This is a genomic window from Alloalcanivorax mobilis (genome assembly GCF_002864685.1).
GTDB classification, from domain to species: Bacteria; Pseudomonadota; Gammaproteobacteria; order Pseudomonadales; family Alcanivoracaceae; genus Alloalcanivorax; species Alloalcanivorax mobilis.
The window spans coordinates 46,378-72,917 of the sequence record NZ_NMQZ01000033.1; the positions used below are offsets into that span (position 1 = coordinate 46,378).

General features: G+C 65.3%; 31 protein-coding genes. 13 read left to right on the forward strand and 18 right to left on the reverse strand.

Annotation, left to right across the window (positions count from 1 at the left end):
* Positions 1–74: 74 nt before the first annotated feature.
* The 4 genes from CGS25_RS14375 to flgA form a co-directional block, all read right to left on the reverse strand.
* Positions 75–1,319 carry an EAL and HDOD domain-containing protein gene (locus CGS25_RS14375; protein ID WP_232802425.1) on the reverse strand — a complete coding sequence of 415 codons (1,245 nt, stop codon included), beginning with the start codon at positions 1,317–1,319 and terminating at the stop codon, positions 75–77.
* 49 nt (positions 1,320–1,368) lie between these two features.
* Entirely contained in the window at positions 1,369–1,818 is a 450-nt protein-coding gene (locus tag CGS25_RS14380) for a flagella synthesis protein FlgN (RefSeq protein ID WP_101675889.1), read from the reverse strand.
* Positions 1,815–2,102, reverse strand: coding sequence for a flagellar biosynthesis anti-sigma factor FlgM (gene flgM / locus CGS25_RS14385; RefSeq protein WP_101675890.1), 288 nt, complete (start codon positions 2,100–2,102; stop codon positions 1,815–1,817). The genes CGS25_RS14380 and flgM overlap by 4 nt, the downstream gene beginning before the upstream one ends.
* A gap of 261 nt (positions 2,103–2,363) precedes the next feature.
* Positions 2,364–3,083, reverse strand: a complete 720-nt coding sequence (flgA, locus tag CGS25_RS14390; RefSeq protein WP_101675891.1) for a flagellar basal body P-ring formation chaperone FlgA — start codon at positions 3,081–3,083, stop codon at positions 2,364–2,366.
* Positions 3,084–3,254: 171 nt separating this feature from the next.
* Here flgA and flgB point away from each other — a divergent pair, with 171 nt between their 5' ends.
* From flgB to CGS25_RS14450, 12 genes are all read left to right on the forward strand, one after another.
* Positions 3,255–3,671, forward strand: coding sequence for a flagellar basal body rod protein FlgB (flgB, locus tag CGS25_RS14395; protein ID WP_101675892.1), 417 nt, complete (start codon positions 3,255–3,257; stop codon positions 3,669–3,671).
* Positions 3,672–3,684: 13 nt separating this feature from the next.
* Positions 3,685–4,080: a flagellar basal body rod protein FlgC gene (gene flgC / locus CGS25_RS14400; protein WP_089032893.1), complete on the forward strand. Its 396-nt coding sequence runs from the start codon at positions 3,685–3,687 to the stop codon at positions 4,078–4,080.
* Positions 4,080–4,766 carry a flagellar hook assembly protein FlgD gene (gene flgD, locus CGS25_RS14405; RefSeq protein ID WP_089032892.1) on the forward strand — a complete coding sequence of 229 codons (687 nt, stop codon included), beginning with the start codon at positions 4,080–4,082 and terminating at the stop codon, positions 4,764–4,766. The genes flgC and flgD overlap by 1 nt, the downstream gene beginning before the upstream one ends.
* A 41-nt stretch (positions 4,767–4,807) precedes the next feature.
* On the forward strand, positions 4,808–5,995 hold the full coding sequence (gene flgE, locus CGS25_RS14410; RefSeq protein WP_101675893.1) for a flagellar hook protein FlgE: 1,188 nt from the start codon (positions 4,808–4,810) through the stop codon (positions 5,993–5,995).
* Between the two features lie 25 nt (positions 5,996–6,020).
* Positions 6,021–6,779, forward strand: a complete 759-nt coding sequence (locus tag CGS25_RS14415; protein WP_101675894.1) for a flagellar basal body rod protein FlgF — start codon at positions 6,021–6,023, stop codon at positions 6,777–6,779.
* A gap of 11 nt (positions 6,780–6,790) precedes the next feature.
* The gene (gene flgG / locus CGS25_RS14420) at positions 6,791–7,573 is read left to right on the forward strand and encodes a flagellar basal-body rod protein FlgG (protein ID WP_089032889.1); all 783 of its coding nucleotides are present in this window, start codon (positions 6,791–6,793) and stop codon (positions 7,571–7,573) included.
* A 25-nt stretch (positions 7,574–7,598) separates the two neighbouring features.
* Positions 7,599–8,279 carry a flagellar basal body L-ring protein FlgH gene (locus tag CGS25_RS14425; RefSeq protein ID WP_101675895.1) on the forward strand — a complete coding sequence of 227 codons (681 nt, stop codon included), beginning with the start codon at positions 7,599–7,601 and terminating at the stop codon, positions 8,277–8,279.
* Positions 8,280–8,346: 67 nt separating this feature from the next.
* A complete protein-coding gene (locus CGS25_RS14430) occupies positions 8,347–9,414 on the forward strand; it encodes a flagellar basal body P-ring protein FlgI (protein ID WP_101675910.1) in 1,068 nt (355 codons plus the stop codon).
* Positions 9,414–10,304, forward strand: coding sequence for a flagellar assembly peptidoglycan hydrolase FlgJ (gene flgJ / locus CGS25_RS14435; protein ID WP_089032887.1), 891 nt, complete (start codon positions 9,414–9,416; stop codon positions 10,302–10,304). Before CGS25_RS14430 ends, flgJ begins: the two co-directional genes overlap by 1 nt.
* A 220-nt stretch (positions 10,305–10,524) precedes the next feature.
* The gene (gene flgK, locus CGS25_RS14440; RefSeq protein ID WP_101675896.1) at positions 10,525–12,144 is read left to right on the forward strand and encodes a flagellar hook-associated protein FlgK; all 1,620 of its coding nucleotides are present in this window, start codon (positions 10,525–10,527) and stop codon (positions 12,142–12,144) included.
* A 45-nt stretch (positions 12,145–12,189) separates the two neighbouring features.
* Entirely contained in the window at positions 12,190–13,386 is a 1,197-nt protein-coding gene (gene flgL, locus CGS25_RS14445; RefSeq protein WP_101675897.1) for a flagellar hook-associated protein FlgL, read from the forward strand.
* Between the two features lie 145 nt (positions 13,387–13,531).
* On the forward strand, positions 13,532–13,921 hold the full coding sequence (locus CGS25_RS14450) for a DUF1090 domain-containing protein (RefSeq protein WP_101675898.1): 390 nt from the start codon (positions 13,532–13,534) through the stop codon (positions 13,919–13,921).
* A gap of 168 nt (positions 13,922–14,089) precedes the next feature.
* Here the strand turns inward: CGS25_RS14450 and fliR are convergent, their stop codons facing one another.
* From fliR to fliF, 13 genes are all read right to left on the reverse strand, one after another.
* Entirely contained in the window at positions 14,090–14,878 is a 789-nt protein-coding gene (gene fliR, locus CGS25_RS14455) for a flagellar biosynthetic protein FliR (protein ID WP_089032883.1), read from the reverse strand.
* A 2-nt stretch (positions 14,879–14,880) separates the two neighbouring features.
* Complete coding sequence (gene fliQ / locus CGS25_RS14460; protein WP_089032882.1) at positions 14,881–15,150, reverse strand: flagellar biosynthesis protein FliQ; 270 nt, start codon at positions 15,148–15,150, stop codon at positions 14,881–14,883.
* Positions 15,151–15,313: 163 nt separating this feature from the next.
* Entirely contained in the window at positions 15,314–16,042 is a 729-nt protein-coding gene (gene fliP, locus CGS25_RS14465) for a flagellar type III secretion system pore protein FliP (protein ID WP_089034557.1), read from the reverse strand.
* Between the two features lie 23 nt (positions 16,043–16,065).
* On the reverse strand, positions 16,066–16,500 hold the full coding sequence (gene fliO, locus CGS25_RS14470) for a flagellar biosynthetic protein FliO (protein ID WP_101675899.1): 435 nt from the start codon (positions 16,498–16,500) through the stop codon (positions 16,066–16,068).
* The gene (gene fliN, locus CGS25_RS14475; RefSeq protein ID WP_101675900.1) at positions 16,497–16,985 is read right to left on the reverse strand and encodes a flagellar motor switch protein FliN; all 489 of its coding nucleotides are present in this window, start codon (positions 16,983–16,985) and stop codon (positions 16,497–16,499) included. The genes fliO and fliN overlap by 4 nt, the downstream gene beginning before the upstream one ends.
* Entirely contained in the window at positions 16,978–18,018 is a 1,041-nt protein-coding gene (fliM, locus tag CGS25_RS14480; protein ID WP_101675901.1) for a flagellar motor switch protein FliM, read from the reverse strand. Before fliM ends, fliN begins: the two co-directional genes overlap by 8 nt.
* 42 nt (positions 18,019–18,060) lie before the next feature.
* Complete coding sequence (gene fliL / locus CGS25_RS14485) at positions 18,061–18,543, reverse strand: flagellar basal body-associated protein FliL (protein ID WP_157933841.1); 483 nt, start codon at positions 18,541–18,543, stop codon at positions 18,061–18,063.
* A 297-nt stretch (positions 18,544–18,840) separates the two neighbouring features.
* Positions 18,841–20,013: a flagellar hook-length control protein FliK gene (locus CGS25_RS19135; protein ID WP_198588809.1), complete on the reverse strand. Its 1,173-nt coding sequence runs from the start codon at positions 20,011–20,013 to the stop codon at positions 18,841–18,843.
* An 8-nt stretch (positions 20,014–20,021) separates the two neighbouring features.
* Positions 20,022–20,483 (reverse strand): flagellar export protein FliJ, encoded by a 462-nt coding sequence (gene fliJ, locus CGS25_RS14495; RefSeq protein WP_101675903.1) that lies wholly within the window; start codon positions 20,481–20,483, stop codon positions 20,022–20,024.
* Positions 20,480–21,880, reverse strand: a complete 1,401-nt coding sequence (gene fliI / locus CGS25_RS14500) for a flagellar protein export ATPase FliI (RefSeq protein ID WP_101675904.1) — start codon at positions 21,878–21,880, stop codon at positions 20,480–20,482. The genes fliJ and fliI overlap by 4 nt, the downstream gene beginning before the upstream one ends.
* Positions 21,877–22,596 (reverse strand): flagellar assembly protein FliH, encoded by a 720-nt coding sequence (locus tag CGS25_RS14505; protein ID WP_101675905.1) that lies wholly within the window; start codon positions 22,594–22,596, stop codon positions 21,877–21,879. The genes fliI and CGS25_RS14505 overlap by 4 nt, the downstream gene beginning before the upstream one ends.
* Positions 22,589–23,599 (reverse strand): flagellar motor switch protein FliG, encoded by a 1,011-nt coding sequence (fliG, locus tag CGS25_RS14510; RefSeq protein WP_089032874.1) that lies wholly within the window; start codon positions 23,597–23,599, stop codon positions 22,589–22,591. Before fliG ends, CGS25_RS14505 begins: the two co-directional genes overlap by 8 nt.
* Complete coding sequence (gene fliF, locus CGS25_RS14515; protein WP_101675906.1) at positions 23,592–25,289, reverse strand: flagellar basal-body MS-ring/collar protein FliF; 1,698 nt, start codon at positions 25,287–25,289, stop codon at positions 23,592–23,594. Before fliF ends, fliG begins: the two co-directional genes overlap by 8 nt.
* Before the next feature lie 275 nt (positions 25,290–25,564).
* Here fliF and fliE point away from each other — a divergent pair, with 275 nt between their 5' ends.
* Complete coding sequence (gene fliE, locus CGS25_RS14520) at positions 25,565–25,897, forward strand: flagellar hook-basal body complex protein FliE (protein ID WP_089032872.1); 333 nt, start codon at positions 25,565–25,567, stop codon at positions 25,895–25,897.
* A gap of 159 nt (positions 25,898–26,056) precedes the next feature.
* On the opposite strand, the gene CGS25_RS14525 is transcribed toward fliE, so the two are convergent.
* Complete coding sequence (locus CGS25_RS14525; RefSeq protein WP_101675907.1) at positions 26,057–26,404, reverse strand: flagellar protein FlaG; 348 nt, start codon at positions 26,402–26,404, stop codon at positions 26,057–26,059.
* Positions 26,405–26,540: the final 136 nt, after the last annotated feature.

A 26,540-nucleotide genomic window follows, 5' to 3' on the forward strand; every position in this document is an offset into this window, starting at 1 on the left:
TGCCGTCGCCTGCAACTCTAGCAGGGTGGTGAAAAAGCCACAAAAGCGCTTTCGTGGCCCGTTGCGGGGCCGCTTTAGCGACCCATCGCTTGTTGCACCTGCTGGGCCCAGGCGGTGCTGTGCCGGTAGGCGACTTCGTAGTAGGGCTTGTCCAGTAACCAGGCCAGCGCCTCGAAGCGACCGCTCTCGTAGTGCTCCACCTCGTTGAGGATTTCGCCCAGGTCGCCCTGGCGGTGCACCAGCGCCGCTTTTACATCCTGGCTCAGGGGCACCTGGCGCATCAGTTCCTCCATGGAAATGTCCATCAGGGCGTCCAGACGCGACAGCAGGCCGACGATAAAATGATTCACCGGCCGGCTCTTGCCGGACAACTCGGCCAGAATTTCACACATGCGGCCTCGCACCAGCATGCTGCGGGTCAGTTCCGCGGGTTTGTCTTTTTCGCCATCGACCAGAAACAGGTTGGCCCAGCGTTTAATCTCTTCCATGCCGAGCAGGGCAATGGCGTGGGAGAGGGAGTCCACTTCCTTGCCGAAGCCGAGCGCCGCGGAATTGACGATTTTAAGGATGCGGTAGGTAAGGTTGGCGTCCTTGATGGCGATCTCCTCCAGGGTGGAGGGGGTCGCGTGGGGGTTGTGCAGCTCCGAGAGCAATTGCAGCAGCACCAGCTTATTGCCGGCGATCTTTTTGCCTTTGACCGGGTAGGGCTGGCTGAGAAAGTCGCCCTGATAGTAGGTGAAACCGAGCCCCATGCAGCGGCCGAAATCCTCGCGCCGGTGCAGGTTGTCGGCGAGCAGATCAAGGCCGTAAGGTTTGAGTTTTTCCACCGCCTGTTGCAGGCGTTCCAGACCCAGCGTGGCGATGTCGAGCTTAACGATGTGGACCACGCCGAGCAGCACGTCCAACGCCGGATTGTCCGGTTCAAAACCGGCCAGCGCGAGCCGGTAACCGCGCCGGCCGAGGCTGCGCAGCCGGTCCACCAGGGCGCCGCTCACTTTGTCGCGCGCCGCGACTTCCAGAATGTACTGTTTCTTGGGCAGGTCGGGCAGTTCCGGGGCGAGCAGGACTTCATCGGTGACGCGCAGGAAGGTGGAGATGCTTTGCACCTTGCCGCCCTGAAAGATGTGCGTGTAGGTGCCCAGAATCACCGAGCTGGTGGCTTCGATGTCCGATAGCGAGGCGCCCTGGGCGCTGTCGCCGCCGTGCAACAGCAGTTCGAAGGCGGCCACGTCCTGATTCTTGGTGAAGACCGGCCGGCAGGCCAGCACCACGTCGAGTTTGTCGTCGTCTTCGACCGCTTGCGTCGCTCTTGTTACCAACGCTGTTCTCCAGTAATCCAAGGGAGCGGAAGGGGGCGGCGCTGGCGCCTCAGGCCCGTGACGAGAGCTGCCCGCCGTGGCCGCGTGCCTGCCCATCCGGGCCGTACAGGCCGTGGCCGGCGATCTTGCGCAGGGTTTCCAGCAGGCGCTGATTGTTATCCAGACGCAGGCCGATCAGGCCACCGTTGAGCTGATTGAGGCGGCGCGCGCGCTCGGCGCCGGCACGACTCTCCAGCCACACCGGCAGGCAGTGCGCGTCGCGGGCGGCTTGCTCGTCGCCGTGCCGGTCATCGCGGTAACCGAGGCGGCGCTGCACCTGGCGGCGCTGCTTCTCGAAGCGTTCCAACTCGGCCAGGGCCTCGCTTTTGCGCTCCGCCACGCCGCGCAGTTGCTCGCCGTCGATGTGCCCATCGCCGAGCAGGCCGCGTTCCTCGGTGAGCAGCGCCACCAGGGTCTCAAGGTGTTGCCGGTGGCGCTCAAGGTGGCCGGCCAGGCTCACGGCTGCTCTCCGCCCAGCAGATCCTGGACGCTGGCGATCAGGCCATCGGCGATGCGATCAGCGCGGATTTCCAGGCGGCCTTCGGCGATCGCCTGGCGCAGCTCATCGACCCGGGCCTGATCGATGTCCTGGCTGCCATCGTTGCCGGATTGGCTGAGATGGGTGACCGAGGCGCTGTCGCCGGCACCGCCGCTTTTCACCGCGTCGGTGGCGGCTTTTTCGCTGCTTTTGCCCGGGCTCACCGCGTTGTTCTGGCCCAGATGCGAGATATTGTCGATCTTCAAGGGAAATCCCTCCGTTGCTCTTCCCCCCTGATATCGGCGGGCCGAGAGAGAACTTTAATGCCGGTCAAGCGCTGGACGCCAGACGCTGGACGCACGCGCTTCGCGCTACACGCTCGAACAGTGCCACCGGCCACGCCTGCGGATTCGCAAGTCCATTTTGCGCCCCGCCCACGCGGCGTTGTAGACAGGTTCTGACTTTGACGTTGATCTTTTAGCGTCCAGCGTCCAGCGTCCAGCGCGAAGCGTGCAAATGCTTACGCATCAATAATCCACCGCCACTTGGCCGCGCCCGGTGACGGTGGCGGTGAGGGTTTGCCGGTTGTTCATTCGTATGCGGATGCGTTCGCCCAGGGCGCCGTCTTGCAGGGCTTCGCCTTCGCGGGCGATGCGAAAGCCTTTGCCGCTGGCGACCACCGACACATTCTGGCGGCGGCTCACCAGGTTCCGCTGGCGTAGTTGGCGGTCACTGAGCACGCTGTTGGCGGCCAGCGGCCGGGTCAGCACCTGGCCCAGCGCTTGATCGGGATCGCGAATGGCGTGGCGTGGCAACTCGCTCAGATCGCCCTGTTTGCGCTCCAGCATGCCCGCGCCGATTACTTCGCCCGCGTCCAGGGCGCGCCGTGTCACCCAGTACTCCCCGATCACGCTGACGCGCGCCTGAAGGTAGCGCACCCGGCCGTGCTCTCCGCAACGGATGCCCACCGACACCCGGCCCTGAAGGCGCTGGCCGTGGCCGGGCAGAAACGGGCGTGGATTCTGGCAGGTCGTGAACGCCGCATCCGGCGCCGCCACCGTGACCCGCACCTGCTCGCCGGGCCGGGCCGCCGCCTGCTCCAGAAAAGCCCGCACGGTTTCGGCCAGGGCCGGCGCACTGGCCAGCGCCGGCGCGCCGGCCATCAACACCAGCATGGGCAGAAAGCGGATACATCGTTGCAGGCAGGGCGCCATGGCGTCGCGGTCCTCGGGCCGGTGGAGGTTCAATGGCCCATTCTAGGACGTCACCGCCCCGGCGAAGAAAAAGAAATGGCGGTGAAAAGCCGGCCTTTTTGTCGGTTTGCCCTGACGCCGCTGCTCGTACTCTGCACTCTGACCCTTTCCCGCGAGCCTGGTGTTCGTCGGGTCGGGATGAGTGATACGCGAGGGAGCCTCCGGATGATCGACCAGCTTTCCGCCGCCCTGAACTTCCATCAGGAGGCGTTGAATCTGCGCGCCGAGCGCCAAAAGGTGCTGGCGGCCAACATCGCCAACGCCGACACGCCGAACTACAAGGCGCGGGATTTCGACTTTGCCAGCGAGCTGTCCCAGGCGATGGCCAGCGGCCGCGCCAACGCCGATGGCCTGGCGCTGGCGACCACCTCGGCGCGGCATATCCCGGCGTCGTTGCCGTCGTCGTCCGGGGTGCGCGATCTGCTTTACCGGGTGCCCGAGCAGCCGAGTCTGGACGGCAACACCGTGGACATGAACCGCGAGCGGGTGCAGTTCGCCGACAACGCGGTGCGCTATCAGGCGGCGTTGAGCTTGCTCAACGGCCGCATCCAGGGGCTTAAATCGGCGATGCAGCCTGAATAGTAAGAGGTGACGGATGTTTTCGGTTTTTGATATTTCCGGTTCGGCGATGGCGGCGCAGTCGCAACGCATGAACGTGACCGCCAGCAATCTCGCCAACGCGGACAGCGTCACCGGCCCCGATGGCCAGGCCTACCGGGCCAAGCAGGTGATGTTCGAGGCGCGCGGCGAAAACGGCATCGGCGGCGTCGGCGTGAGCCGCGTGGTGGAAGACCCGTCGCCGTTGCGGCAGGAATACCGCCCCAACGATCCGCTCGCCGATGAGAACGGTTACGTCAGCTTGCCCAACGTGGAGCCGGTCAACGAGATGGTCAACATGATCTCCGCCTCGCGCTCCTACCAGGCCAACGTGGAAGTACTCAATACCAGCAAGCAATTGATGCTGAAGACTCTGACCCTGGGAGAAAGCTGATGTCGGTTTCCAGCACCACCCTTGATGCCAACGTGGTCAACAGCATGAACGCCGGTGCCGCCGCGACCACTGGCGGCGCCGGCGCGGATCTGCAGGACAGCTTCATGACCCTGCTGGTGACGCAGCTGAAAAACCAAGACCCGATGAACCCGATGGAAAACGCCGAGATGACCTCGCAGCTGGCGCAGATCAACACGGTCACCGGCATCCAGGAATTGAATGACACCCTGGCCGGCATCACCGGCCAGATCGACGCCGGCCAGACACTGCAGGCGGCCGGTTTGATCGGCAAAGGCGTGCTGGTGCCCGGCGACCGGGTGCTGGTCGGCGAGGACGGCACCACCACGCCGTTCGGTATCGAGCTGGGCAGCGCCGCCGAGGAGGTCAACATCACCATTCGCGATGGCAGCGGCCAGGTGATGCGCCGCTTCGAGCTGGGTGCTCAGCAGGCCGGCGTGCAGTCGTTCTCCTGGGATGGCCTGCTCGAAGACGAGACCACGGCGGCGCCGGAAGGCGCCTACAGCGTGTCGGTGGAAGCTCTTACCGGCGGCAAGAGCCAGGACGCCCTGGCGTTGAATTACGCGCTGGTGAACAGCGTCAGCAGTTCCAAACAGGACGGCCCGCTGCTGGATCTGGGCGGCATTTCCGAGCCGGTGGGGCTGGACGACGTCCGCCAGATTCTGTGAACACCACGGCACCAACAACGACCGATTGAAGGAGCGTCACCATGGGTTTTTCGCAAGCATTGAGCGGCCTTAACGCCGCCGCCACCAATCTCGACGTGGTCGGCAACAACATCGCCAACTCGCAAACCGTGGGCTTCAAAGGCTCCAGCGTGCAGTTCGCGGACGTCTTTACCGGCGCCCAGGTCGGGCAGGGCACGCGGGTCGCCGCGGTGTTGCAGGACTTTTCCGACGGCACCCTGGAGACCACCGGGCGCGGTCTGGATCTGGGCCTGAACGGGTCCGGGTTCTTCCGCTATCTGCAGGGTGACCAGGTGGTGTACTCGCGCAATGGCCGGCTCACCATGACCCAGGACGGTTACCTGGAAAACGCGCAAGGCGCGCGCCTCACCGGCTTCCCGGCCGGGGTGGGCACCGGCGGCCAGCCAGAAGCGCTGCGGGTGCCGGCGGGCTCCATGGCGGCGGCGGCCACCACCCAGGTGGAGGCATCGTTCAATCTCGACGCCGATTCCGAAGTCATCGACCGGGGCACGGTGCCGTTTGATCCCACCGATGGCGACAGCTATTCCTACGCCAACACCGGCTCTGCTTACGATTCCCTGGGTGTGCAGCACACCATGACCACCTACTTCACCAAGACCGGCGAAAACAGTTGGGAAGTGCGGGTCGCCGTGGACGGCAATCCGGCTGCGAATCCTGGCACGCTGGCCTTCGATGGCAACGGCAATCTGGACGAAGCGAGCAGTACGTTTCCCGCTTACGAGTTCACCCCTGGTGGTGGCGCCAACGAGATGGCGATTGCGATTGATTTCGATGGCACCACCCAGTTCGGCAACGATTTCAATATGGATTCGTTGAATCAGAACGGCTACACCGCCGGTGCGCTGGTGGGCATCAGCATCGACAACGATGGCAATGTGATCGGCAATTACGCCAACGAACAGTCCCAGGTACTGGGCACCATCGCGCTGGCCAATTTCCGTAACGCGGAAGGCCTGGAACCGGCCGGCGACAACGCCTGGGTGGAAACCGGCGCCTCCGGTCAGCCGCTGCTGGGCCTGGCCGGTGTTGGCATGTTCGGCACCCTGCAAAGCGGCACGGTGGAAACCTCCAACGTGGATCTGACCAGCGAGCTGGTGAACCTGATCATCGCGCAGCGCAACTACCAGGCCAACACCCAGACCATCAAGGTCCAGGACGAGGTGCTGCAAAGCGCGGTGAATCTGCGCTAAGGATCGGCCAACGGGAGCCTGAATCATGGATCGTATTCTCTACACCGCCATGGGCGGCGCCAAACAAAGCCTGGACCAGCAGGCGGTGGTCAGCAACAACCTGGCCAACGCCTCCACCGCCGGCTTTCGTGCCCAGTTGCACGCGATGCGCGCGGTGCCGGTGCTCGGCGACGGCCTGCTGGCGACGCGCACCACGGTGATGGCGTCGACGCCGGGGGCGGATTTCACCCCGGGCGCCATCGAAGCCACTGGCCGCGATCTGGACGTGGCGATTCAGGGCAACGGCTGGCTGGCGGTGCAGGGCGAAGATGGCTCGGAGGCCTACACCCGCCGTGGTGATCTGCAGGTTGATGGCAACGGCGTGCTCAACAGCGCCGGGCACCCGGTGATTGGCGAGGGCGGCCCGATCGTGGTGCCGTTGGGGGCGCAACTTTCGGTCGGCGCCGACGGCACGCTCAGCGCCATTGGCGCCGGTGAATCGCCGGACGCTCTGGTGGAAGTGGGCCGCTTGAAACTGGTCGATCCCGGCAACGCGACGTTACTGCGCGGTCAGGATGGTCTGTTCCGGGCGCCGCCCAACGCCGACGGCGACGCCACCCGGCTGGCCGCCGACGAAGCGGTGCGGGTGATCTCCGGCGCGCTGGAGGGCAGCAACGTCAGCGCGGTGGAATCGATGGTGTCGATGATCGACGGCGCGCGCCGCTATGAAATGCAGATGAAAGTGATTCAGAGCGCGGACGAAAACGCGCAGCGGGCTGACAGCCTGCTGTCCATACAGGGTTAAAGGAGAACACCATGATCCGATCACTGTGGACCGCCAAAACCGGTCTTGAATCGCAGCAGGTGAAGATGGACGTGATCGCCAACAACCTGGCGAACGTCAGCACCAACGGCTTTAAGAAATCGCGCGCCGTGTTCGAGGACCTGCTCTACCAGAACGTGCGCCAGCCGGGCAGCCAGAACGACATTCAGAATCGTCTGCCCTCGGGCATGCAGATCGGCACCGGGGTGCGCCCGGTGGCCACCGAACGCCTGCACAGCAACGGCGGCCTGGAAAACACCGGCAACTCCCGGGACCTGGCCATCGACGGCAAAGGCTTTTTCCAGGTGCTGATGCCGGACGGCTCCATTGCCTACACCCGCGACGGCAGCTTCCAACTGGATGAAAACGGCCAGATGGTGACCTCCAGTGGTTACCCGCTGGACCCGGCGGTGATCATCCCCGACAACGCGCTGTCGGTGTCGATCGGCAAGGACGGCATCGTTTCGGTGACCCAGCCCGGCGACACCCAGAGCAACGAAGTGGGGCAACTGACGCTGTCCACCTTCGTCAATCCCGCCGGGCTGCAAAGCATTGGCGAGAACCTGTATCTGGAAACCAGCGCCTCGGGCATGCGCACCGAAAGCATGCCGGGCATGAACGGCGCCGGCCGTCTTTATCAGAACTACGTGGAGACCTCCAACGTCAACGTGGTTGAAGAGATGGTCAATATGATCCAGACCCAGCGTGCCTACGAGATCAACAGCAAGGCGGTGCAGACGTCTGACGAAATGCTCAGCCGGCTGACTCAGCTTTAAGCGCCGGCGGCGGGAGCGTAAAGCGATGGCGTGCAGGCTCAAACAAGCGTTGATCACGGTCACCGTGGCAATGGCGTTGCTGGCGGCCGGCTGCGCGCAATTGCCGCGCCCGTCGGTGGTCGGCGAGCAGGAAAAGGTGGAGATCGCGCAGCCGCCGCCGCTGCAACCGGACGGCTCGATCTTCCAGGCCAACCGGGGCTACCGGCCCCTGTTCGAGGACCGCCGCCCGCGCATGGTCGGTGATGTGCTGACCATTATTCTTGATGAGCAGGTCAGCGCCAGCAAGAACTCGCAAAGCAACGCCACCCGTAGCGGCTCCAGCTCGCTGACGCCCACGGTGGTGCCCAAGGGGTTGGAAGACCTGAGCGACTACGGTTACGACCTGTCCGGCAACAACGATTTCGAAGGCGGCGGCGGCTCCCAGGCCAACAACACCTTCAGTGGCACCATCACCGTGTCGATTTTGCAGGTGATGGCCAATGGCAACCTGCGGGTGCGCGGCGAGAAACAGATCGCCATCAACCAGGGCACCGAGTTTATCCGTTTTTCCGGCGTGGTCGATCCGCTCAACGTGGCCGGCGACAACTCGGTGCTCTCGACCCGGGTGGCCGATGCGCGCATAGAGTACGTCGGCGACGGTTACATTAATGAAGCGCAGACCATGGGCTGGTTGCAGCGCTTATTCCTGAATATTTCACCGTTCTGACGAGGGTGTCGCCGTGCGCACGGGAAGACCGCGATTGAAACCGCTGCTGAAAACCGCCGTCGTGCTGATGCTGCTGATGCAGGGGATGGCGCAGGCCGCGCCGTTGCGTGAACTGGCGGATTTTGCCGGGGTGCGCGACAACGTGCTGATCGGTTACGGCCTGGTGGTGGGGCTGGATGGTTCCGGCGATCAGACCATGCAGACGCCCTTCACCACCCAGTCGCTGACCAATATGTTTTCCCAGCTTGGCATCACCATTCCGCCCGGCACCAACATGCAGTTGCGCAACGTGGCGGCGGTGATGGTCACCGCCAATCTGCCGCCCTTCGCCCGTTCCGGGCAGCGCATCGACGTGGTCGCCTCGTCCATCGGCAACGCCCGCAGCCTGCGCGGCGGCACCCTGTTGATGACGCCGCTGAAGGGCGTTGACGGCGCCACCTACGCGGTTGCCCAGGGCAATCTTCTGGTCGGCGGCGTGGGCGCCGAAGCCGGCGGTTCCAGCGTGCAGATCAACCAACAGGCGGGCGGGCGCATCAGCAACGGCGCCCTGGTGGAAAGAGAGGTGCCGCTGGAACTGGGCAGCAACGGCGGTCAGCTTGAATTGCAATTGCGCGCCGCCGATTTCAACACCGCCCTGCGCGCGGTGCAGGCGATCAACGGTGAGTTCGGCCGCCCGGTGGCCGCCGCCCTGGATGGCCGCAGCATTCGCCTTCAGGGGCCGATTGATCCCAATCAGCGGGTGGCGTTCATGGCCCGGGTGGAGCGCATTAATGTGCTGCCCATGGAGGCGCCGGCGCGGGTGGTGATCAACGCGCGCACCGGCTCGGTGGTGCTGAACGGCCGCGTTACGCTGAAGCCGGCCGCCGTGGCCCACGGCAATCTGTCGGTGGTGATCGACACCCAGTATGGCGTCAGCCAGCCGTCGCCGTTCGGCCAGGGAGAAACCGCCGTAGTGCCGGACAGCGACATCAGCATCAGCCAGGAACAGCGCGCGCTGCAGGTGGTGGAAGGCGCCGACCTGATGCAGGTGGTGGACGCGCTCAATGCGCTCGGCGCCACGCCACAGGATCTGATGTCGATTCTGCAGGCGCTTAAAGCCGCCGGTTCCCTGCAAGCGGAGCTGGAGATCATCTGATGAGCGTGGATTCCCTGAGCGGCCATTTCGCCCTCGATCTCAAGGGCCTGGAGCGGATCAAACACAGCGCCGCGCGCGACCCGCAAAGCCAGTTGAAAACCGCCGCCAATCAGTTCGAGGCGCTGTTTTTGCAGCGCATGCTGAAAAGCATGCGCGACGCGATGCCGAAATCCGATCTCAACGACAGCTCACAGATGCAGTTCTACCAATCCATGTTCGACCAGCAGATGGCCCAGCATCTGGCCGGTAAGGGCTTTGGGCTGGCGCAGCAATTGATCGGCCAGCTTTCCGGCGATGCCCCGGCCGCCGGCCAGCATGAGATTCCGCGCGCGTCTCCACAGGCGCTGTACGGCGCGGTGCCGGCGGCCGGCGCGGTCACGGTGACGGCCGGCGCTCGTGCCGGCGGTGCCGAGCCCGAGCGCTTCATCTCCCAACTGGCCGGCCCGGCGCGCGCCGCCAGCCGCCGCTCCGGCGTGCCGGCTGAGCTGATTCTTGCCCAAGCAGCGCTGGAAACCGGCTGGGGCCGCCGGGAAATCACCACCGCCGACGGCGGCAACAGCCATAACCTGTTCGGCATCAAAGCCACCGGCGGCTGGGCCGGCGCCAGCACCGAGGCGGCCACCCATGAATACGTCGCCGGCGAACGGACCCCGGCCCGTGAACGCTTCCGTGTATACCGCTCCTACGACGAGGCGTTCGCCGACCACGCCCGCCTGCTGGGAGAAAACCCCCGCTACGCCGGCGTGGTCAACGCGGACTCCCCGCAACAGGCGGCGGTGGCCTTGCAACAGGGCGGCTACGCCACCGACCCCGCCTACGCCAGCAAGCTGATCGCGGTGATGGAACGCATCGGGCCGCTGTCGGGTGAGGTGCTGGCGATGGGGCGGTAAAGAGGGTGTTCGGTTTCGCGTCCAGCGTTTCAGGAAGGTTCCCTCTCCCCTTGTGGGAGAGGGACAGGGAGAGGGGGTGACGAGATTTCAATGCCTTGCCGAGCCTTACCGTGATCCCCCTCTCCCCAACCCCTCTCCCGCGAGGGGAGAGGGGCTTTTAAAACCTTAAAGATCATAGCGTCGCCGCCGATAAAGCGAACAAGCAACAGGGAACGCCGAGATGAGCATTTTTTCCACCGGGCTGAGCGGACTGAACGCGGCGCAGAACGCGCTGAACACCACCAGCAACAACATCAGTAACGTCTACACCCCCGGCTACAACCGGGAGTTGATCATGCTGGGCGAAAACAGCGTGGGCGGTGGCGTTAAGGTGAACGACATCCAGCGCCAGTTTGATCGCTACGTGGCCGGCCAGCTCAACCAGGCCAACAGCAAGACCAGCGCTTTGAACACCTACCAGGTTCAGATCAGCCAGATCGACAACCTGCTTGCCGATCAGAACGCCGGCCTGGCGCCGTTGATGCAGAATTTCTTCTCGTCCCTGGAAGACCTCGCCGCCACGCCCTCCGATCCGGCCGCCCGCGAAGGTGTGATGGGCTCGGCGGATACCCTCACCGCCCAGTTCCGCGCCTTCGACAGCTACCTGAACGACATGGACGCGGGCATTAACGGTCAGCTCCGCGACGAAGTCACCCAGATCAATAACACCGCCAATCAGATCGCCTCGCTCAATAAGGAAATCGCGCTCGCCAAGGCCAAACAGGGGGAAGCCCCCAACAGCCTGCTCAACCAGCGTGATCAACTGGTGGCGGACCTGAGCCAGCGCCTGGACGTGTCGCTCACCGTGCAGGGCAACGGCACCTACAACCTGTCCATCGGCAATGGCCAGCCGCTGGTGGCCGGCACCCGCAGTTTTGGGCTGGAAGCGATGACCTCGGCGGCGGACCCGAGCCGCACGGTGATTGGCTACAACGATTCCGCCGGCAACCTGGTGGAATTGAAAGACGATAAGCTCACCGGCGGTTCCCTGGGCGGGCTGTTGACGTTCCGCTCGGAAACCCTGGACACCACCCGCAATCAGATCGGCCAGCTGGCCGCCTCGTTCGCGCTGGCGTTCAACCAGCAGCACCAGGCCGGCGTGGACCTGAACGGCGAGGCCGGCGAGGCGATGTTTTCGCTCGGCCAGCCGCGTGCCTTCAGCAACGCCAACAACGATGGCGGCGCCTCGCTCGGGGCGGTGTTCGGCGATGCCAGCCAGCTCACCAGCAGCGATTTCGATTTGCAGGTGAGCAACGCCGCCGCCGGCGAATTCGAGATCACCCGCCGCGACACCGGCGAGACGTTTACCGCCACCCTGGACGGCAACGACCAGCTGGCCTTCGGTGGCGTGGTGGTGACCGTGGCCGACCGCGCCGCGCTCGCCGACGGTGACCGCTTCCAGGTGCAGCCCACCCGCGCCGCCGCCGCCGACATGCGCAACCTGATTGAGGACGCCGATGAGCTGGCCGCCGGCGCCTCGGCGGGCAGCGGCGACAACGAAAACGCCCTGTTGCTGCAGGAATTGCAGAACAAAAGCCTGGTGGGCGGCAGCGCCACTTTCAATCAATCCTATGCGTCGATCGTCGGTTCGGTGGGCAACCGCACCAACATCGTACAGGTGAATCTGGAAGCGCAGCAGGGGCTCAGCGAGCAGCTTACCGCCGTGCAGCAGTCCGAATCCGGGGTCAACCTGGACGAAGAAGCCGCCAACCTGATCCGCTATCAACAGTATTACCAGGCCAATGCCAAAGTGATTCAGACCGGCATTACCGTGATCGACTCCCTGCTCGGGCTGCGCTAACGCGCCGCCGGGCAAGCACCGCACAAGCACAACCGAGGACCGCCCATGCGCATCAGCACCCTGACCATGTATGACCAGAGTGTCTCGTCCATGAACCGCCAGCAGAGCGACTTCATGCACGTCAGCCAGCAGATCGCCACGGGCCGCCGGGTGGTCAACCCGTCCGACGATCCGCAGGCCGCGTCCCGGGCGGTGCAGGTGGCGCAATCCCAGGCGGTCACTCAGCAGTACAGCGACGCGCGGGTGTCCGCCCGCAACGCCTTGTCCCAGGAAGAAAGTGTGCTGAACAGCGTCAGCGACGCCATCACCAGTGCCAAAACCCTGATGCTGCAAGCCGCCAGCGACACCCTCAGCGACGCCGACCGCGCCTCCGTGGCCAGCGAGCTGCGTGGCATCTACGAAACCGTGATCGGCCAGGCCAACGCCACCGATGGCAACGGCCGCTACCTGTTCGGTGGCTACCAGGATTCCAGCGAGCCGTTCGTGCGCGCCGCCGACGGCAGCGTCGAGTACGTTGGCGACAGCAAGGTTCGCGAGCAACGCATCGATGCCTCGCGGCTGATGCCGGTGGCCGACAACGGCGCCGATATTTTCCAAAGCGTGCCCGGCGGCGCCGGCTATGCCGCCCAGGCGGACGGTGGCAATCAGGGCAGCGTTACCTTCAAGGGCCCGGCGGTCGCCGACGTCAATGACCCGGCCTACGGCCAGGACTTCGAAATCACCTTCGCGGTGGACGGCGAGAACGTCACCTACTCGGTCAACGGCGGCGACCCGGAAGTGTATGAAGAGGGCGCCACGGTGCGCTTTGGCGGGCTCTCCATGACGCTCACCGGCGCCCCCGCGGACGGCGACGGCATCGAGGTGGCCAAGGCCGCCAACCTCAACACCGACCTGTTCAAGACGTTCGAAAAAGCCCTGGCCGTGCTGGAAAACCCGGCCACCACCGACAACCAGAAAGCGACCCGGCAGAACACCATCAACGAAGCCCTGCGCGAGTTCGACAACAGCCTCGACAACGTGCTCACCACCCGCGCCTCGGTGGGCGCGCGCCTCAACGAACTGGACGTGGTCGACTCGGTCGCTGGCAACCGCCAGACCAACTACGAGCAGACCCTGTCCGATCTGGTGGATCTGGACTACTACGCCGCCATCTCCGAATACACCCTGCGTCAGGTGGGCCTGCAAGCCGCGCAGCAGGCGTTTGTTGATATCAAGGGCATGAGCCTGTTTGATCGGTTGTAGGGGGCGCCGGACGCCGGACGCCGGACGCCGGACGCCGGACGCTAAGATCAAACCCGTCGCTGGCTGGGCGGGGCGCTGTTGCCCCGCACCGGCCTGGCATCCTGTATTGTGCTCCCTGAACCGTGTCAAAACAGGGAGTGAGGTTATGCGTAGCGTGAGAATCGGTCTGATGGGTGCCGTCATGATATCGGTCTTGATGGCGGGCGGCGCCCAGGCCGAGCCCTTGAGCGGTTGCGCGGCCAAGCAGGCGGAGATCGAAACGAATCTGGCTCAAGCGCGCTCGGAAGGCCGTAAGGGGCAGATCCGAGGCTTGGAAAAGGCGCTTAAGGAACATCGCGAGCACTGCACCGACGACGGGCTGCGCCAGGAGCGCGAAGAGGCCGTGCAGCAGGCCCGTGAAGAACTTCGCGAACGGCAACAGGATCTGCGCGAAGCTCGCGTCAAAGGCGATCAAAGCAAAATCCGCCGGCGCGAACAGAAACTGGCCGAATCGCAGCGGGAACTGGAGCAAGCCTTGGAGGCTTTGCGGCAGTAGCCATCCTGGCTCGCGCAGGAACAGATCGTGCGGCGACGTCTTTTTGTGGGAGCGGTCGCTGACCGCGAATCGGCTTTGCCAGGCCGTCCTCGCCTTTCAGGCTCGGTTCGCGGTCGAGGACCGCTCCCACAGCGGCGTTGTAGCGGGCTTTGTGCCAGTGTGGTGTGCCTACACCGGCGCCATGGTTTCCACCAGCGCGCGCAGGAACGCCAGGCCATCGCCGAACAGACCCTGCAAAAAACGCCCGAAGTCGGTCATCAGCACCATCAGCAGGAAAATGCCCACCGTCAGCGAAGTAGGAAAGCCCACCGAGAACACGGTGAGCTGGGGCGCGGAGCGGTTGAGGATGCCCAGCGTCAGGTTGATGATCAGCAACGCGGCGACCAGGGGCAGCGCCAGCAGCAGGCCGGAGACGAAGATGGTGCCGCCGTAGCGCACCAGCATCTCAAAGGCACCGGCGTTCAGGCCGCCGAGGCCGATGGGCAGAGTCTGGAAGCTGCTCGCCAGGGTGTCGATCACCACCAGATGGCCGTTCACCGCCAAGAACATCAGCAGCGTGATCATGTAGAAAAGCCGCGAAAGAATCATCGTGTTGGCGCCGGTATCGGGCGAGAAGAAGGTGGCAAACGCCAGCCCCATTTGCAGGCCGATGTATTCGCCGGCGGCCTGCACGGCGGTCAGCATCACGCGCAGGCTCAACCCCATGGCCACGCCCACCAGCACCTGTTCCACCATGATCCCCAGCCCCGCCCAGGACAACACCGGCACCGCCGGCAGCGGTGGCAAAGTGGGGGCGATCACCAGGCACAGCATGAAAGCGAACGCCACCTTGACCTGGCGCGGCACACTGTTGTGGCCCAGCACCGGGGCGGCGGCGAGGAAGGCGGTCAGGCGGGTGAACGGCCACAGGAACATCACCAGCCAGGCGTGCAACTGGGCGAAGTCCACCTGCAACACGGTCAGGACACCAGCAGCGGAATGTTCTGGAACAACTCGCGGGTAAAGTCGGTGATCAAGCCGAGCAGCCAGGGCCCGCTGATCACCAGCACCGCGAACACCGCGAGAATTTTGGGGATGAACGACAGCGTCATTTCATTGATCTGCGTGGCCGCCTGGAACAGGCTCACCAACAACCCCACCGCCAACGCCGTCAACAACAACGGCGCCGCCAGTAGCAGCGTCACCACCATCGCCTGATAGGCCATGCTCATTACTGTTTCTGGGGACATAAAAGCCTCTTCGAGGAGTTGAAAGTTAAAAGTTAAAAGTTGAAAGACAAAGAGGCCGTGCTTTCCGGGGAGCCCCACGCTGTAGACGCGGGCACGACACAAGCCGCCACATTGCCCTTCATCGCGTTCAACTTTTCACTTTCAACTTTCAACTTCTTTCCGCTCATGTATAAAAACTCTGCGCCAGCGATCCGATGATCAACTGCCAGCCATCCACCAACACAAACAGCATCAGTTTAAAGGGCAGCGAGATGGTGGCTGGGGGCACCATCATCATGCCCAGCGCCATCAGCACGCTGGCGACCACCAGATCGATGACCAGGAAGGGCACGAAGATGGTGAAGCCGATCTGGAAGGCGGTTTTCAGTTCGCTGGTCACATACGCGGGGATCAACACACGGATTGGCAGATCCTCCGGGCCTTGCAGATTGTCGAGCTTGGCCAGGCGGGTGAACAGGGCGATGTCCGGTTCGCGGGTTTGCGCGAGCATGAATTCACGGAACGGTTCGGCGCCGCGCACAATGAATTGATCGAAGCCGATCTCGTCGTTGGAGAGCGGCTGCCAGGCCTGTTCGTAGACCCGGTCGAACACCGGCGCCATGATAAAAAACGTCAGGAACAGGGTGAGCCCGAGCAGCACCTGGTTGGGCGGCGCCGATTGCGTGCCCATGGCGGTGCGCAGCAGGCCGAGCACGATGATAATGCGCGTGAAGCAGGTCATCATCAGCAGCACGGCGGGCAGGAACGCCAGGCTGCTGAGCAGCAACAGGGTTTGCAGCTGAATCGACCATTGCTGGCCGCCGTCGGCGGTGGGCGTGGTGGTGAGGCCCGGCAGGGTGGCCTGGGCGGCGGCCAGGCCGGGCAGGGCGGCCAGCACCAGCAGCGTGAGCATTCCGGCCAGCGGCCACCGCCTGATCACGGTGCGTTGTCCTTGCCACCGAAGCGCGTGCGGGCGTTGTGTTTCAACGCCTGGGCGAAGCGCGCCGCGAAGCCGCCGGCGTCGGTTTGGGTTTCGTCGCGGTTGGCCGAGGGGGGCGCTGGCGGGGCCGGGCGCTCGTGCAGTTTGCTGACCTGACCGTTGCCCACGCCCAGCACCAGCCAGGTGTCTTCCAGTTCGACGATCACCACCCGTTCCTTGGCGCCCACGGCGCGGCTGGCGATCACCTTCAAATGCTGGCCAGCGTTGGCCTGGCCCGGTGTCAGGCGGCGCACCAGCCAGGCGCACAGCACGATCAGCCCGACCACCAGCAATAACGCGAAGGCGGTTTTTCCCAGCGCCGCCATGCCCAGCAGGGCGTCGCTGCCACTGGTCACGGCGTGGGCCTGGGCGGATGCGCCGGCGTCGTTCATCGGTTGAGCTTCTGCACCCGTTCCGAGGGCGTCACGATTTCGGTGATACGGATGCCGTACTTGTCTTCCACCACCACCACTTCGCCCTGGGCGATCAGATAGCCGTTGATGAGAATGTCCATGGGCTCGCCGGCCAGGCCGTCCAGTTCCACCACCGAACCCTGGGCCAGTTCCAGCAGTTGTTTGATGGTGATGCGGGTGCGCCCCAGCTCCACGCTCAGCTTGACCGGAATGTCCATCACCATTTCCAGGTCGCGGCTGTTGGCGCCACCGCTGCCGGCCTGCAACGGCTTGAACACCTGCTCGCCGGCGTTGCGCGATGCGTGGCTGTCGCTGTCGCCGTTGGCGGGGCTTTCCGTGGCGTTCTGTTCGGCCAGCGCCTCGGCCCAGGGATCGGCCTCGCCGGCGCCGCTGTCCGCTTGCTGCTCGGCCATCGCCTTATCCCAGTCGTCGCTGTCGTGGTCGGGGTTGTTGGGATCAGTCATGGTCGGATTCCTCGGCTCTCGGCGTTGATCCTTTGATGAAGTTGGCGCCGCTGGCGGCGTGCAAGGTGTTGGTGTGATCGATCACCCGGGTAACGCGCAGCGCACGCTGTTGCTCCCGGCTGCCGTATTCGCATTCCAGAACCGGCACGCCATCGACGCTGGCGGTGACCGTGTCGGGCAGCTCCATGGGCAGCACGTCGCCGCGTTTCAGCGCCATCACCTGGGCAATGCGCGCCGGCACGGTGACGAACTCCGCCACCAGCTCCACCTCGGACTGGCGGATCTCGCCGGCCATGCGCTGGCTCCAGGAATGGTCGTTGGGGTCGCTGCTGTCGGTAACCGGGTTGGTCAATAACTCGCGCAGCGGCTCGATCATGGAATAGGGCATGCAGATCTGGAAATCGCTGGCCAGATTGCCCACTTCCAGATGGAAGGTGGTGTTGACGATGATCTCGTTGGGCGAGTTGGTGATGTTGGCGAAACGGGCCTGGATCTCGGAGCGCAGGTAGCTGATTTCCAGGCTGTAGACCGCCCGCCAGGCATCCTGATAGGCGTCCAGCGCGAGCTGCAGAATGCGGCGGATAATGCGCTGCTCGGTGTTGGTGAACTCGCGGCCCTCGGACTTGGTCACGAAGCGGCCGTCGCCACCGAACAGATTGTCCACCACCATGAACACCAGGCTGGGCGGGAACACCACCATGGCGGTGCCGCGCAGCGGCTTCATCGCCACCAGATTGAGGTTGGTGGGCACCGGCACGTTGCGAATGAAATCCTTGTAGCTCTGGTAGCGCACCGAATCCACGGTGATGTCGGCGCTGCGCCGGATCAGGTTGAACAGCGACACCCGGAACTGGCGCGCGAAACGCTCGTTGATGATGTCCAGGCTGTGCAGCCGCTCGCGGATCACCCGGTGTTGCGACGCCGGATCATAGGGGCGCACCCGGGGCTCACCGGAGCCGGCATCGTCGTCGCCGCCGGGGCCATTGAGCAGGGCGTCGATTTCTTCCTGGGAGAGCAAGTCATCTTGTGACATGGGCTGCGAATCCGTTGGCATTAACTCAGGGCGCGTGTCGGGCTACTGCACGATGAACTCGGTGAACAGCACCTCATCGATGGCCAGTGTTGGCTGCGGATCGGTGAGCCGGGTGCTGAGCATTTCCAGAATGCTGTCGGCCAGCGTCTGCTTGCCCTGCGGCGAGATCAGCTCGCGCGCGTCCTGGCCGGAGAGCAACATCAGTAAGCGGCTGCGCACCTGCGGCATGTGCTCATTGAGAAACGCGGCGGTGTCGCTGTCGGCCACTTTCAGGGTCATGCCGGTGTACAGCAGCACCGGCCCGCAGGCATCGCTGTCCAGATTCACCGTGAACGGCGCCACCTTGACGAAGATCGGCGTCGCCGGCATCGCCGGTTTCGCTTTGGCGGTGGCCGCCCGGGCGCCCTGTTGCCCGGTCAGCAACCAGGCGCCACCGCCGGCCAGGGTGGCCACGATGATCAACAACAGGACGACCAGAACGATGATCCTTGCCGAGCCTGTCTGCCTTGCCTGCGCCTGTCTCATTGCCTGTTGATTCCTTAAAAATGCGATTGCCGATGCTCCCGGCAGTATGCCGCCGGGGTGGCGTTGTTGATGGAAAGAAAAGGCTGGCATAAAGGGGCTATCTTGGCGGTTTGGGGGGTGGGGCGCTGGACGCTTGACGCCGGACGCTGGACGCTCAACCCGGCTCGGAGAGCAATGGTGTGTTTACTGAACGGCAGGAAACACACCGCGCTTCCCAGGTTGCGGGTTTAGCGTCCAGCGTCCGGCGTCCGGCGTCAGGCGTCAGGCGTCCGGCGTTCAGCGTCCGGCCCCCCACCGTCAGGCGTACAAATCCACCCCACCGCCCGGCATCAACGGCGCCGGGGGCAGGGCCACGGCGGGGCCGATCTCTTCGATTTCCTCGATCACCGGCGCGCGGCCACCGCCGGCGTGGCGCTGGGCGTCGCCGAAGCTGTTTTGTTGTTGCTGTTGATGCTGGCCAACCATGGCTTCGCCGAGGGCGATGCCCTGTTCGGCGAAGGCTTCGCGCAGTTGCGGGATGGCCTGCTCCACGGCGCCGCGCACGCTGGCGTGGGCGGAGAAGAAGTGCGCTTGGGCGCCCTGGTCATCCAGCTTCAGGCTCACCGAGAGCGGCCCCAGCTCGCGCGGGTGCAGATGCAGTTCGATGCGTTGTTCACCGCGCTGGCTGAGGCTCACCAGCTGCTGGCCGAGTTGCTGCTGCCATTCGCTGCTGGCGAGCGGCGCTTGCAAGGTGGGGCTCAGGCTGGTGGCGGACGCCGCCGGTGCGCTCAGCGGGGCGACGTGAGCGGCGGGCGCGGCCGGGTTCAGCGAGGTCAGCGTGGCGGCGCCGTCGACCACGATCACCGGGGCAGTGGGCGAGACGGTCTGGGTGGCCACCGCCTGCGACGATAAGGCGGCGTGGCGTTCGCCGTCGGCGCTCAGGCGGTCGGCGGCGAGGGCGCTGGCCTGTTTGTCGAGGGCCGGTTCGGCACCGGGCGCGGCGCTTGCCAGCGGCGCGCCGGGCAGGGCGTTGGTGGCGCCGGCGGTCGGCGCCGGGGCGCTGGCCTCGGCCGTCACGTTGGCCGGGGTGGGCGGTGGCGCCAGCAGCGCGATCAGCGGCGCGGGCGTGTCTTCGCCGGCGTCGGTGTCCGGCGCGGCGCTGAGCGGTTCGGAGGGTTCGCCGGCGGCGGCCTGGCCGGCGGCGGGCAGCCGGGTCAGCAGGGGCATCAAGGTTTCGGCCAGGGTCAACGCCGGTTGCGTGGCGCCGGCGGCGGGCGGGGCGGCATCCGCCTGGGCCACGCTGAGCGCGGTGGTTCGGGCCACGGTGGCGGCCAGGGTGTCGGTGAAGGCGGCGGCGCCCTGGCCGCCGCCTTGCAGGCGCGCGGCGTCTGGCTTGAGCGTGCCCGCATTGAGCGCGTCGGCTTTGAGGGCGTCGGATTTTTGCGTCCCGGCTTTGAGCGTTCCGGAGGCCAGCAGTGTCGAGATGTCCATACCGTTTCCTATTCCCACCGGTGTTTTTCCAGCCGTTGCCGGGCCAGGGTGTTGTTGGTCTGTTCGTCGTTGTGGCGCTGCTCCTGGCGCTCCTGCGCCTGGCGCTGCTGTCGCGAGCGGCGCGTGGCGAGCGTGTCGTAGGAAGAGAGCCGATGTTGTTGCTGCTGCCAGTGATGCTGGCTTGCCGATACGCGCTCGCCCTGATCGGCGAGCGCCGCCCGGGCGCGTTCGATGGCGTCGTCCAGGGAGCGGATAAAGCCCTGGTAATTGGCCAGGCTGGCGGCGTCGATGCCGTTGTTCATGGCGTCCTGCAGGCGGCGGCAATATTCGCCACGATATTGGTGCAGGGTGTCCAACTGGGCGGCGGCGCGCGCTTCGCCACGGCGTTCATCGGCGAGGCTGCGGCCGGCATGATCACGTGCCTTGCGGCTTTGTTCGATGAGCAGATCCAGGGGCGTGGAAGCACTCATGACGGTTCTCCAAGCAGTTGCGTCAGGGCGTCGCGGCTGTCCTCGATGCCGGCACGCTCGCCGATCGCCTGTTGCAAAAACGCTTCCAGGTTCGGGTACAACTGCACCGCCTGATCCAATTGCGCATCGTGACCGGGGCTGTAGGCGCCCACGCCGATCAGATCGCGGTTGCGCTGATAGCGGGAAAACAGTTGTTTGAAGCGTTGCGCCCGGCGCAGCTCGGTGTCGTCCACCAGGCTGGTCATCGCCCGGCTGATGGACGCTTCGATGTCGATGGCCGGGTAGTGGCCGCTTTCCGCCAGCGCTCGCGAGAGCACCACGTGGCCATCGAGAATGGCGCGCGCCGCATCGGCGATCGGGTCCTGCTGGTCGTCGCCTTCGGTGAGCACGGTGTAGAAGGCGGTGATCGAGCCGCCGCCGTGCTCGGCGTTGCCGGCGCGCTCCACCAGGCCAGGCAGTTTGGCGAACACCGATGGCGGGTAGCCCTTGGTGGCGGGCGGCTCGCCGATGGCCAGGGCGATTTCCCGTTGCGCCATGGCGTAGCGGGTCAGCGAATCCATGATCAGCAGCACGCTTTTGCCGGCGTCGCGGAAGCCCTCGGCGAGACGGGTGGCGTAGGCGGCGCCTTGCAGCCGTTGCAGCGGCGAGGTGTCGGCGGGGGCGGCCACCACCACCGAGCGGCGCCGGCCTTGCTCGCCGAGAATGTGATCGATGAAATCCTTCACTTCGCGGCCGCGCTCGCCGATCAGGCCGACCACGATGACGTCCGCTTTGGTGTAGCGGGCCATCATGCCCAGCAATACGGATTTGCCCACCCCGGAACCGGCGAACAGGCCCATGCGCTGGCCGCGGCCCACGCTCAGCAGGCTGTTGATGGCGCGAATGCCAACGTCGATGCGGGTGTCAATGGGCGAGCGCGCCAGCGGATTAAGCGGCGGCGCCGCCAGGGTCGATTGCGGGCAGTCGTGCAGATCGGGGCCGCCGTCCAGCGGCCGGCCGTTGCCGTCCACCACCCGGCCGAGCAGTTTTTCACCGAGCGGAAAACGACGCGCGCCGCTTTCGCCGTTGCCGCCGGCGCTGAGCGGAAACACCCGCGCGCCCGGCACCAGGCCGCTGATTTCGGCCAGCGGCATGAGATAGAGCCGGTCGCCGGAGAACCCCACTACCTCGGCCTCGGCGAAGCACGATGGTTGATCGGCGCTGGCATTGTGCGGCGACAGTTCGATGCGGCAGCCGCTGCCCAGGGGAATGCGCAGGCCCACGGCCTCCAGCACCAGGCCGGTGGCGCGCACGATGCGGCCACTGTTTTGATAGGCGGGCACGGTGTCGACACGCTGTTTGACGCTTCGCAGCGCGGCGCGCCAGTGCTCACGGTGACCCTGGCCGGCGGCGGTCACGGCTTCGCTCCGGGTGCGCGGCGCGGGCGCCGGCGCAGCCGGTCAAGCACCGCCTGCCAACGGCTTTCGCCGCTGGCGTCCAGTTCGCCGGTGGCGCTGGTCACCCGGCAGCCGCCGCGCTGCAGCTGATCGTCGGCGCGCAGCGTCCAGCCGACCGCTTGCAACTCGGCGGCCATTTCCTGTTCCACCAACTGCAGATCCTGGGGGTGCAACCACAGGCGGGGCGCCTCGCTGAGCAGCGGCTCCTCGCGCAGCAACTGGCGGATCACGGCGAGGATTTGATGCGGGCGCGCTTTCAGCGCCTCGCCGGCGAGCTGACGGCCGGTGGCCAGGGCCAGATCCACCAGTTCGTCGGCGAGGTCGTTGTCCAGGGTGGCGAGCGCGGTCTGGAATTCGCCGGCCAGGCTGGCCAGTGGGGCGAGCAGTTCCCGCCGCTGGCGCTCGCTTTGCGCGGCGCCCTCGCGCAGGCCCTCGGCGAGCCCTTCGGCGTGCCCGGCCTCGCGGCCTTCGGCGAAGCCGGCTTGATAGCCTTCCTGGCGGGCCTGCTCGCGGACCTTGCGGCGCAGGGTGGTGAGCTCCGCCTGGTGCTGGAAATCACGCTGGCGTTGTTGTTCCGCGCCGTTGTCCCGGGTGGCGCTGGCGCGATCCAGTTCCTCCATGCGCCAGGCGCGCCAGCCGTGCGCCGGGCGGGTGTCGGGAGAGCGCGAATCAGACATAGGTGTCGTCGCCTCCGGTGAGCACGATTTCGCCGCTGTCGGCCAGGCGGCGCACCACCTGCAGAATCGCCTTTTGTTCGTTCTCCACCTGGGACACGCGGATCGGACCGCTGGCTTCCATGTCCTCGCGCAGCAAGTCGCCGGCGCGGGTGGACATATTGCGCAGGAATTTTTCCACCAGCGCGCTCTGCGCGCCCTTGAGCGCGAACATCAGCGAGTGGGTGTTGATCTCCTTGAGCAGCAACTGGATGCTGCGGTCGTCCAGGTCGAGCAGATTCTCGAACAGGAACATTTCGTCGATGATCTTTTGCGCCAGATCCTCGCTGTGCGCGCGCACCGTTTCGATCACGGTTTCCTCGGCGCTGGAGTTCATCAGGTTAAGGATCTCGGCGGCGGTGCGCGCGCCGCCCATCTTGCTGCGTTTCAGGTTCTGGCCATCGAGCATGCCACCGAGCACCTCGGTGAGCTCCTGCAGGGCGGCGGGCTGCACGCCACTAAAGGTGGCGATGCGCAGGACCACGTCGTTGCGCAGCCGGTCGTCGAACATCTCCAGCACTTCGGCGGCCTGGCGCCGCTCCAGATGCACCAGAATGGTGGCGATGATCTGCGGATGTTCGTCGCGGATCATTTCGGAAACGGTGGTGGCTTCCATCAGGTTGAGCGCGTCGATGCCGGAATTGGTGCCCTGCTGTTCGAGAATGTCTTCCAGCAGGCTGGAGGCGCGCTCGCTGCCGAGCGCCTTTTCCAGCACCGAACGGATGTGCTCACTGGAGTGCACATTGAGGGCGGCGAACTGTTCCGACTCGTCGTAGAAATCGTCCAGCACCTGGCGCATTTCATCGTGGGAAATCTGCCCCAGGTGGGCCATTTCCTGGCTGATTTCCTGCACCTCGCGGGCGGAAAGATGCCGAAACACCGCCGCCGCGCTGTCCTCATTGAGCGCCAGCAGCAAAATGGCGCTGCGCCGCGCGGCGGAGATCACGATCTTCTTCGGCTCAGTCATCTTTCTTCATCCAGGTGCGCACGATCATCGCCACCATGGCCGGGTCTTCATCGGCCATTTCCTGAAGATCGGTGAGATTCTGTTGGTAGGCACCGCTCTGGCGGCGCCGGCGGCGCGGTGCGGGCGCCTCGCCCGGGGCTTCGTCCTGGTCGTCGTCGGCACCGCCCACGGTGGCCTGGAAGCGCGGCCGCGCCGGCGCCGCCGAGGCCGGGGGCGCCTGGCTGTAACGGCGCACCAGCGGGCGCACCACCCACAGGTACAGCAGCAGCGCCGCCAGGGCCACCAGCAGATAGCGCAGTAGCGTCATCGCCAGCGGCAGCCAGCCACCCGGCGGCTGCCAGGCGATGTTGGCGGCCTCGTCGGCACGCTCGGTGAAGCGGCTGTTGACCACCTCCAGGCCATCGCCGCGCTCGGCGGAGAAGCCCATCGCCTGGCGGGTCAGTTCCTTGATGCGTTGCAGGTCGGCGTCGTCCAGCGGCACCTGCTCGGGCAGGCCCTGATCGTCGAGCTGCTCACGATAGTTGACCACCACCGCCACCGACAGCCGCTCCACGCGCGGGCGCTGGTGGCGGGTGTGGGTGATGTTGCGGTCCACTTCATAGTTGGTCACGTCGCCGCGCTGCAGATGACCATCCGGGTTGTTGTCAGTGGTGTCCGTGTCCTGGTCATCGCCGTTGTCGTTGGTGTCGTCGCGGTTGCCCACCGGCGAGGCGGCGGTGCCGGGCGGCGTATTGGACAGGGCGCCGGGGATGCCCTCGGCGAGCGCGCCTTCGCCGTTGTAGGTGACGTTGTGCTGGGTGCTGCGCACCGCCGCCGGGGCGCCGTTCTGGTTGGGGCCGTAATGTTCAGCGGTTTCTTCGCGATGGGTGAAATCCACCGCGGCGGTGACCTGGGCGTGTACATTGGCGGCGCCCAGAATCGGCGCCAGGATGCTCTCGATGCGGCGCTGGTAGTTGCGCTCGACCTGCTGCACGTAGTCGAGCTGGGTGCCGTCCAGGCCGCCGCCGGCACCGTCCGGCCGTGACAACAGGCGGCCATCCTGATCGACCACGGTGACGTCTTCGCTGGCCAGCTCCGGCACCGAGCTGGACACCATGTGCACGATCGCGTTGACCTGACCCTCGCCCAGCGCGCGGCCGGGTTGCAAGGTCAGCACCACCGACGCCTTGGCCGGCTCGCGGTCGCGAATGAACACCGAGGGCTTGGCCATGGCCAGGTGCACGCGGGCGTGGGACACCGGCCGCAGCGCCTGGATCGAGCTGGCCAACTCGCCCTCCAGGCCACGCTGGAAGTTGACCCGCTCGGCGAACTGGCTGATGCCGAAGGCCTGTTTGTCCATGATTTCGAAGCCGACGTTGCCGGCCTGTGGCAAGCCTTGCTCGGCCAGACGCAGGCGCAAATCGTAAACGCGGTCGCCAGGCACCAGCAGGGCGCGGCCGCCCTCGCTGAACTGGTAGGGCACGCCGCGTTGCTCCAGCTCGGTGATGATGCGTCCGCCGTCCGCTTCGTTGAGGTTGCTGTACAGCACTCGAAACTGCGGCGCGCTGGCCCACATCAGCAACGCCGCCACCACCGCCACGGTGGCGGCGCCGGCGATCAGCAGCGGCACCAAGGGATTGGCGCGCAGCCGTGCCCATAGTTGATCCAGGCCGGCGCGGGCGCCGTTGCCCGGGTTGTCCGCGGCGCTCATGCCCGCCCCCGGCGACAGCAGCGAAGGGCGCGGCGACGCGACGGGCAGCGGAGCATGGTGGTGGCTACTAAAGGCATCGCAACGGGATCTCTTCTTCTCGGCTTGAGGCCGCCCACCCCCGGGCGGCTCTGCAACGAATGCCATTATGGGCAGTCGTGTTCGTGGCAAAGGAAAGAAAAGCCGTTTTTTTTGTCGCCAATTGGCGGCATCGGCCCGTCACCGGCCCTGATAGCCTTGTCGTCGTCTTACCATTCCGTCTTTCAAGGGCAGCCGCCATGACCACAGCCGCGATCGAATCCGCCCTCAGCCAGATGCAGAGCCTGGCCAGCCAGGCCGCCGGCGACAGCCAGGCCAAAGGCGGCCTGGTGTCCGCCCGCGTCGGCGCCGGCGGCTTCGCCGATGAGCTCTACAGCTCGTTTCAACGCATCAACGAACTGCAGCAGCACGCCGGCGCCCAGAGCAAAGCGTTCCAGGCCGGCGAACCCGGCATTGCGTTGTACGATGTGATGATCGACTCACAGAAAGCGAGCGTGGCGTTTCAGATGGGCGTGCAAGTGCGGAATCGGTTGGTGACGGCGTATAAAGATGTCATGAATATGCAGGTTTAAGAGTAGTTAAAAGTTAAAAGTTGAAACGCGGGGGAGGCCACCTTGAACTAAAGGTTGTGCCCGCGACCTTGCCGCCTTGACGTCGGCGCGGCGAATCCCCCCTCAGTAGGCACGGCCTGAATCGCGTTTCAACTTTTAACTTTCAACTTTCAACTGCCCCTAAACCTTCCAACGCAGGAGCCGACCGCGAATTTCATCGAGGCGTTTTTCGATGGTCATGGCTTCGTCCGGGGGGATTTGCCGGATCAGTTCGCCGCTTTCCCGGTCCACCACGCGAATGATGGTGCGCTGCGATTCGTCGCTCAGTTCGAACTCAATGCCATAGTTGCGCATCACCTGATTGATCTTTTGTACCGGCGCGACCAGGTCGTCGCGGCTCCAGTTCGCCGCCTGGCTGGCGGCGTCGCCCTGGGCGGGCAGTTGCGCGAGAATGCGTTCCACCTTCTGACGGGTGCTGATGGCCGGCAACAGAATCGCGCCGCGCGTCGGGTCCACGGGTGAGGTCATCGAGGTCGTCCTTAATCGGTCGGGATCAAGGGGGTTATCGGCGGCGGCTGGGAAAGGTTGAATTTGGCAACACGCGAGACGCCTTGCGCTGCGCGCAACACGCTCAGTCAAACCCCGGGCCTTGTGACAGCGCCGC

What these genes read in the sequence shown, in the direction of transcription:
- flgB (WP_101675892.1), top strand. Translation starts at nt 3,255, where the DNA reads ATGATCGACCAGCTTTCCGCCGCCCTGAACTTCCATCAGGAGGCGTTG.
- flgC (WP_089032893.1), top strand. Translation starts at nt 3,685, where the DNA reads ATGTTTTCGGTTTTTGATATTTCCGGTTCGGCGATGGCGGCGCAGTCG.
- flgD (WP_089032892.1), top strand. Translation starts at nt 4,080, where the DNA reads ATGTCGGTTTCCAGCACCACCCTTGATGCCAACGTGGTCAACAGCATG.
- flgE (WP_101675893.1), top strand. Translation starts at nt 4,808, where the DNA reads ATGGGTTTTTCGCAAGCATTGAGCGGCCTTAACGCCGCCGCCACCAAT.
- CGS25_RS14415 (WP_101675894.1), top strand. Translation starts at nt 6,021, where the DNA reads ATGGATCGTATTCTCTACACCGCCATGGGCGGCGCCAAACAAAGCCTG.
- flgG (WP_089032889.1), top strand. Translation starts at nt 6,791, where the DNA reads ATGATCCGATCACTGTGGACCGCCAAAACCGGTCTTGAATCGCAGCAG.
- CGS25_RS14425 (WP_101675895.1), top strand. Translation starts at nt 7,599, where the DNA reads ATGGCGTGCAGGCTCAAACAAGCGTTGATCACGGTCACCGTGGCAATG.
- CGS25_RS14430 (WP_101675910.1), top strand. Translation starts at nt 8,347, where the DNA reads ATGCTGCTGATGCAGGGGATGGCGCAGGCCGCGCCGTTGCGTGAACTG.
- flgJ (WP_089032887.1), top strand. Translation starts at nt 9,414, where the DNA reads ATGAGCGTGGATTCCCTGAGCGGCCATTTCGCCCTCGATCTCAAGGGC.
- flgK (WP_101675896.1), top strand. Translation starts at nt 10,525, where the DNA reads ATGAGCATTTTTTCCACCGGGCTGAGCGGACTGAACGCGGCGCAGAAC.
- flgL (WP_101675897.1), top strand. Translation starts at nt 12,190, where the DNA reads ATGCGCATCAGCACCCTGACCATGTATGACCAGAGTGTCTCGTCCATG.
- CGS25_RS14450 (WP_101675898.1), top strand. Translation starts at nt 13,532, where the DNA reads ATGCGTAGCGTGAGAATCGGTCTGATGGGTGCCGTCATGATATCGGTC.
- fliQ (WP_089032882.1), bottom strand. Translation starts at nt 15,150, where the DNA reads ATGTCCCCAGAAACAGTAATGAGCATGGCCTATCAGGCGATGGTGGTG.
- fliP (WP_089034557.1), bottom strand. Translation starts at nt 16,042, where the DNA reads ATGCTCACGCTGCTGGTGCTGGCCGCCCTGCCCGGCCTGGCCGCCGCC.
- fliO (WP_101675899.1), bottom strand. Translation starts at nt 16,500, where the DNA reads ATGAACGACGCCGGCGCATCCGCCCAGGCCCACGCCGTGACCAGTGGC.
- fliN (WP_101675900.1), bottom strand. Translation starts at nt 16,985, where the DNA reads ATGACTGATCCCAACAACCCCGACCACGACAGCGACGACTGGGATAAG.
- fliM (WP_101675901.1), bottom strand. Translation starts at nt 18,018, where the DNA reads ATGTCACAAGATGACTTGCTCTCCCAGGAAGAAATCGACGCCCTGCTC.
- fliL (WP_157933841.1), bottom strand. Translation starts at nt 18,543, where the DNA reads ATGAGACAGGCGCAGGCAAGGCAGACAGGCTCGGCAAGGATCATCGTT.
- CGS25_RS19135 (WP_198588809.1), bottom strand. Translation starts at nt 20,013, where the DNA reads ATGGACATCTCGACACTGCTGGCCTCCGGAACGCTCAAAGCCGGGACG.
- fliJ (WP_101675903.1), bottom strand. Translation starts at nt 20,483, where the DNA reads ATGAGTGCTTCCACGCCCCTGGATCTGCTCATCGAACAAAGCCGCAAG.
- CGS25_RS14505 (WP_101675905.1), bottom strand. Translation starts at nt 22,596, where the DNA reads ATGTCTGATTCGCGCTCTCCCGACACCCGCCCGGCGCACGGCTGGCGC.
- fliG (WP_089032874.1), bottom strand. Translation starts at nt 23,599, where the DNA reads ATGACTGAGCCGAAGAAGATCGTGATCTCCGCCGCGCGGCGCAGCGCC.
- fliF (WP_101675906.1), bottom strand. Translation starts at nt 25,289, where the DNA reads ATGAGCGCCGCGGACAACCCGGGCAACGGCGCCCGCGCCGGCCTGGAT.
- fliE (WP_089032872.1), top strand. Translation starts at nt 25,565, where the DNA reads ATGACCACAGCCGCGATCGAATCCGCCCTCAGCCAGATGCAGAGCCTG.
- CGS25_RS14525 (WP_101675907.1), bottom strand. Translation starts at nt 26,404, where the DNA reads ATGACCTCACCCGTGGACCCGACGCGCGGCGCGATTCTGTTGCCGGCC.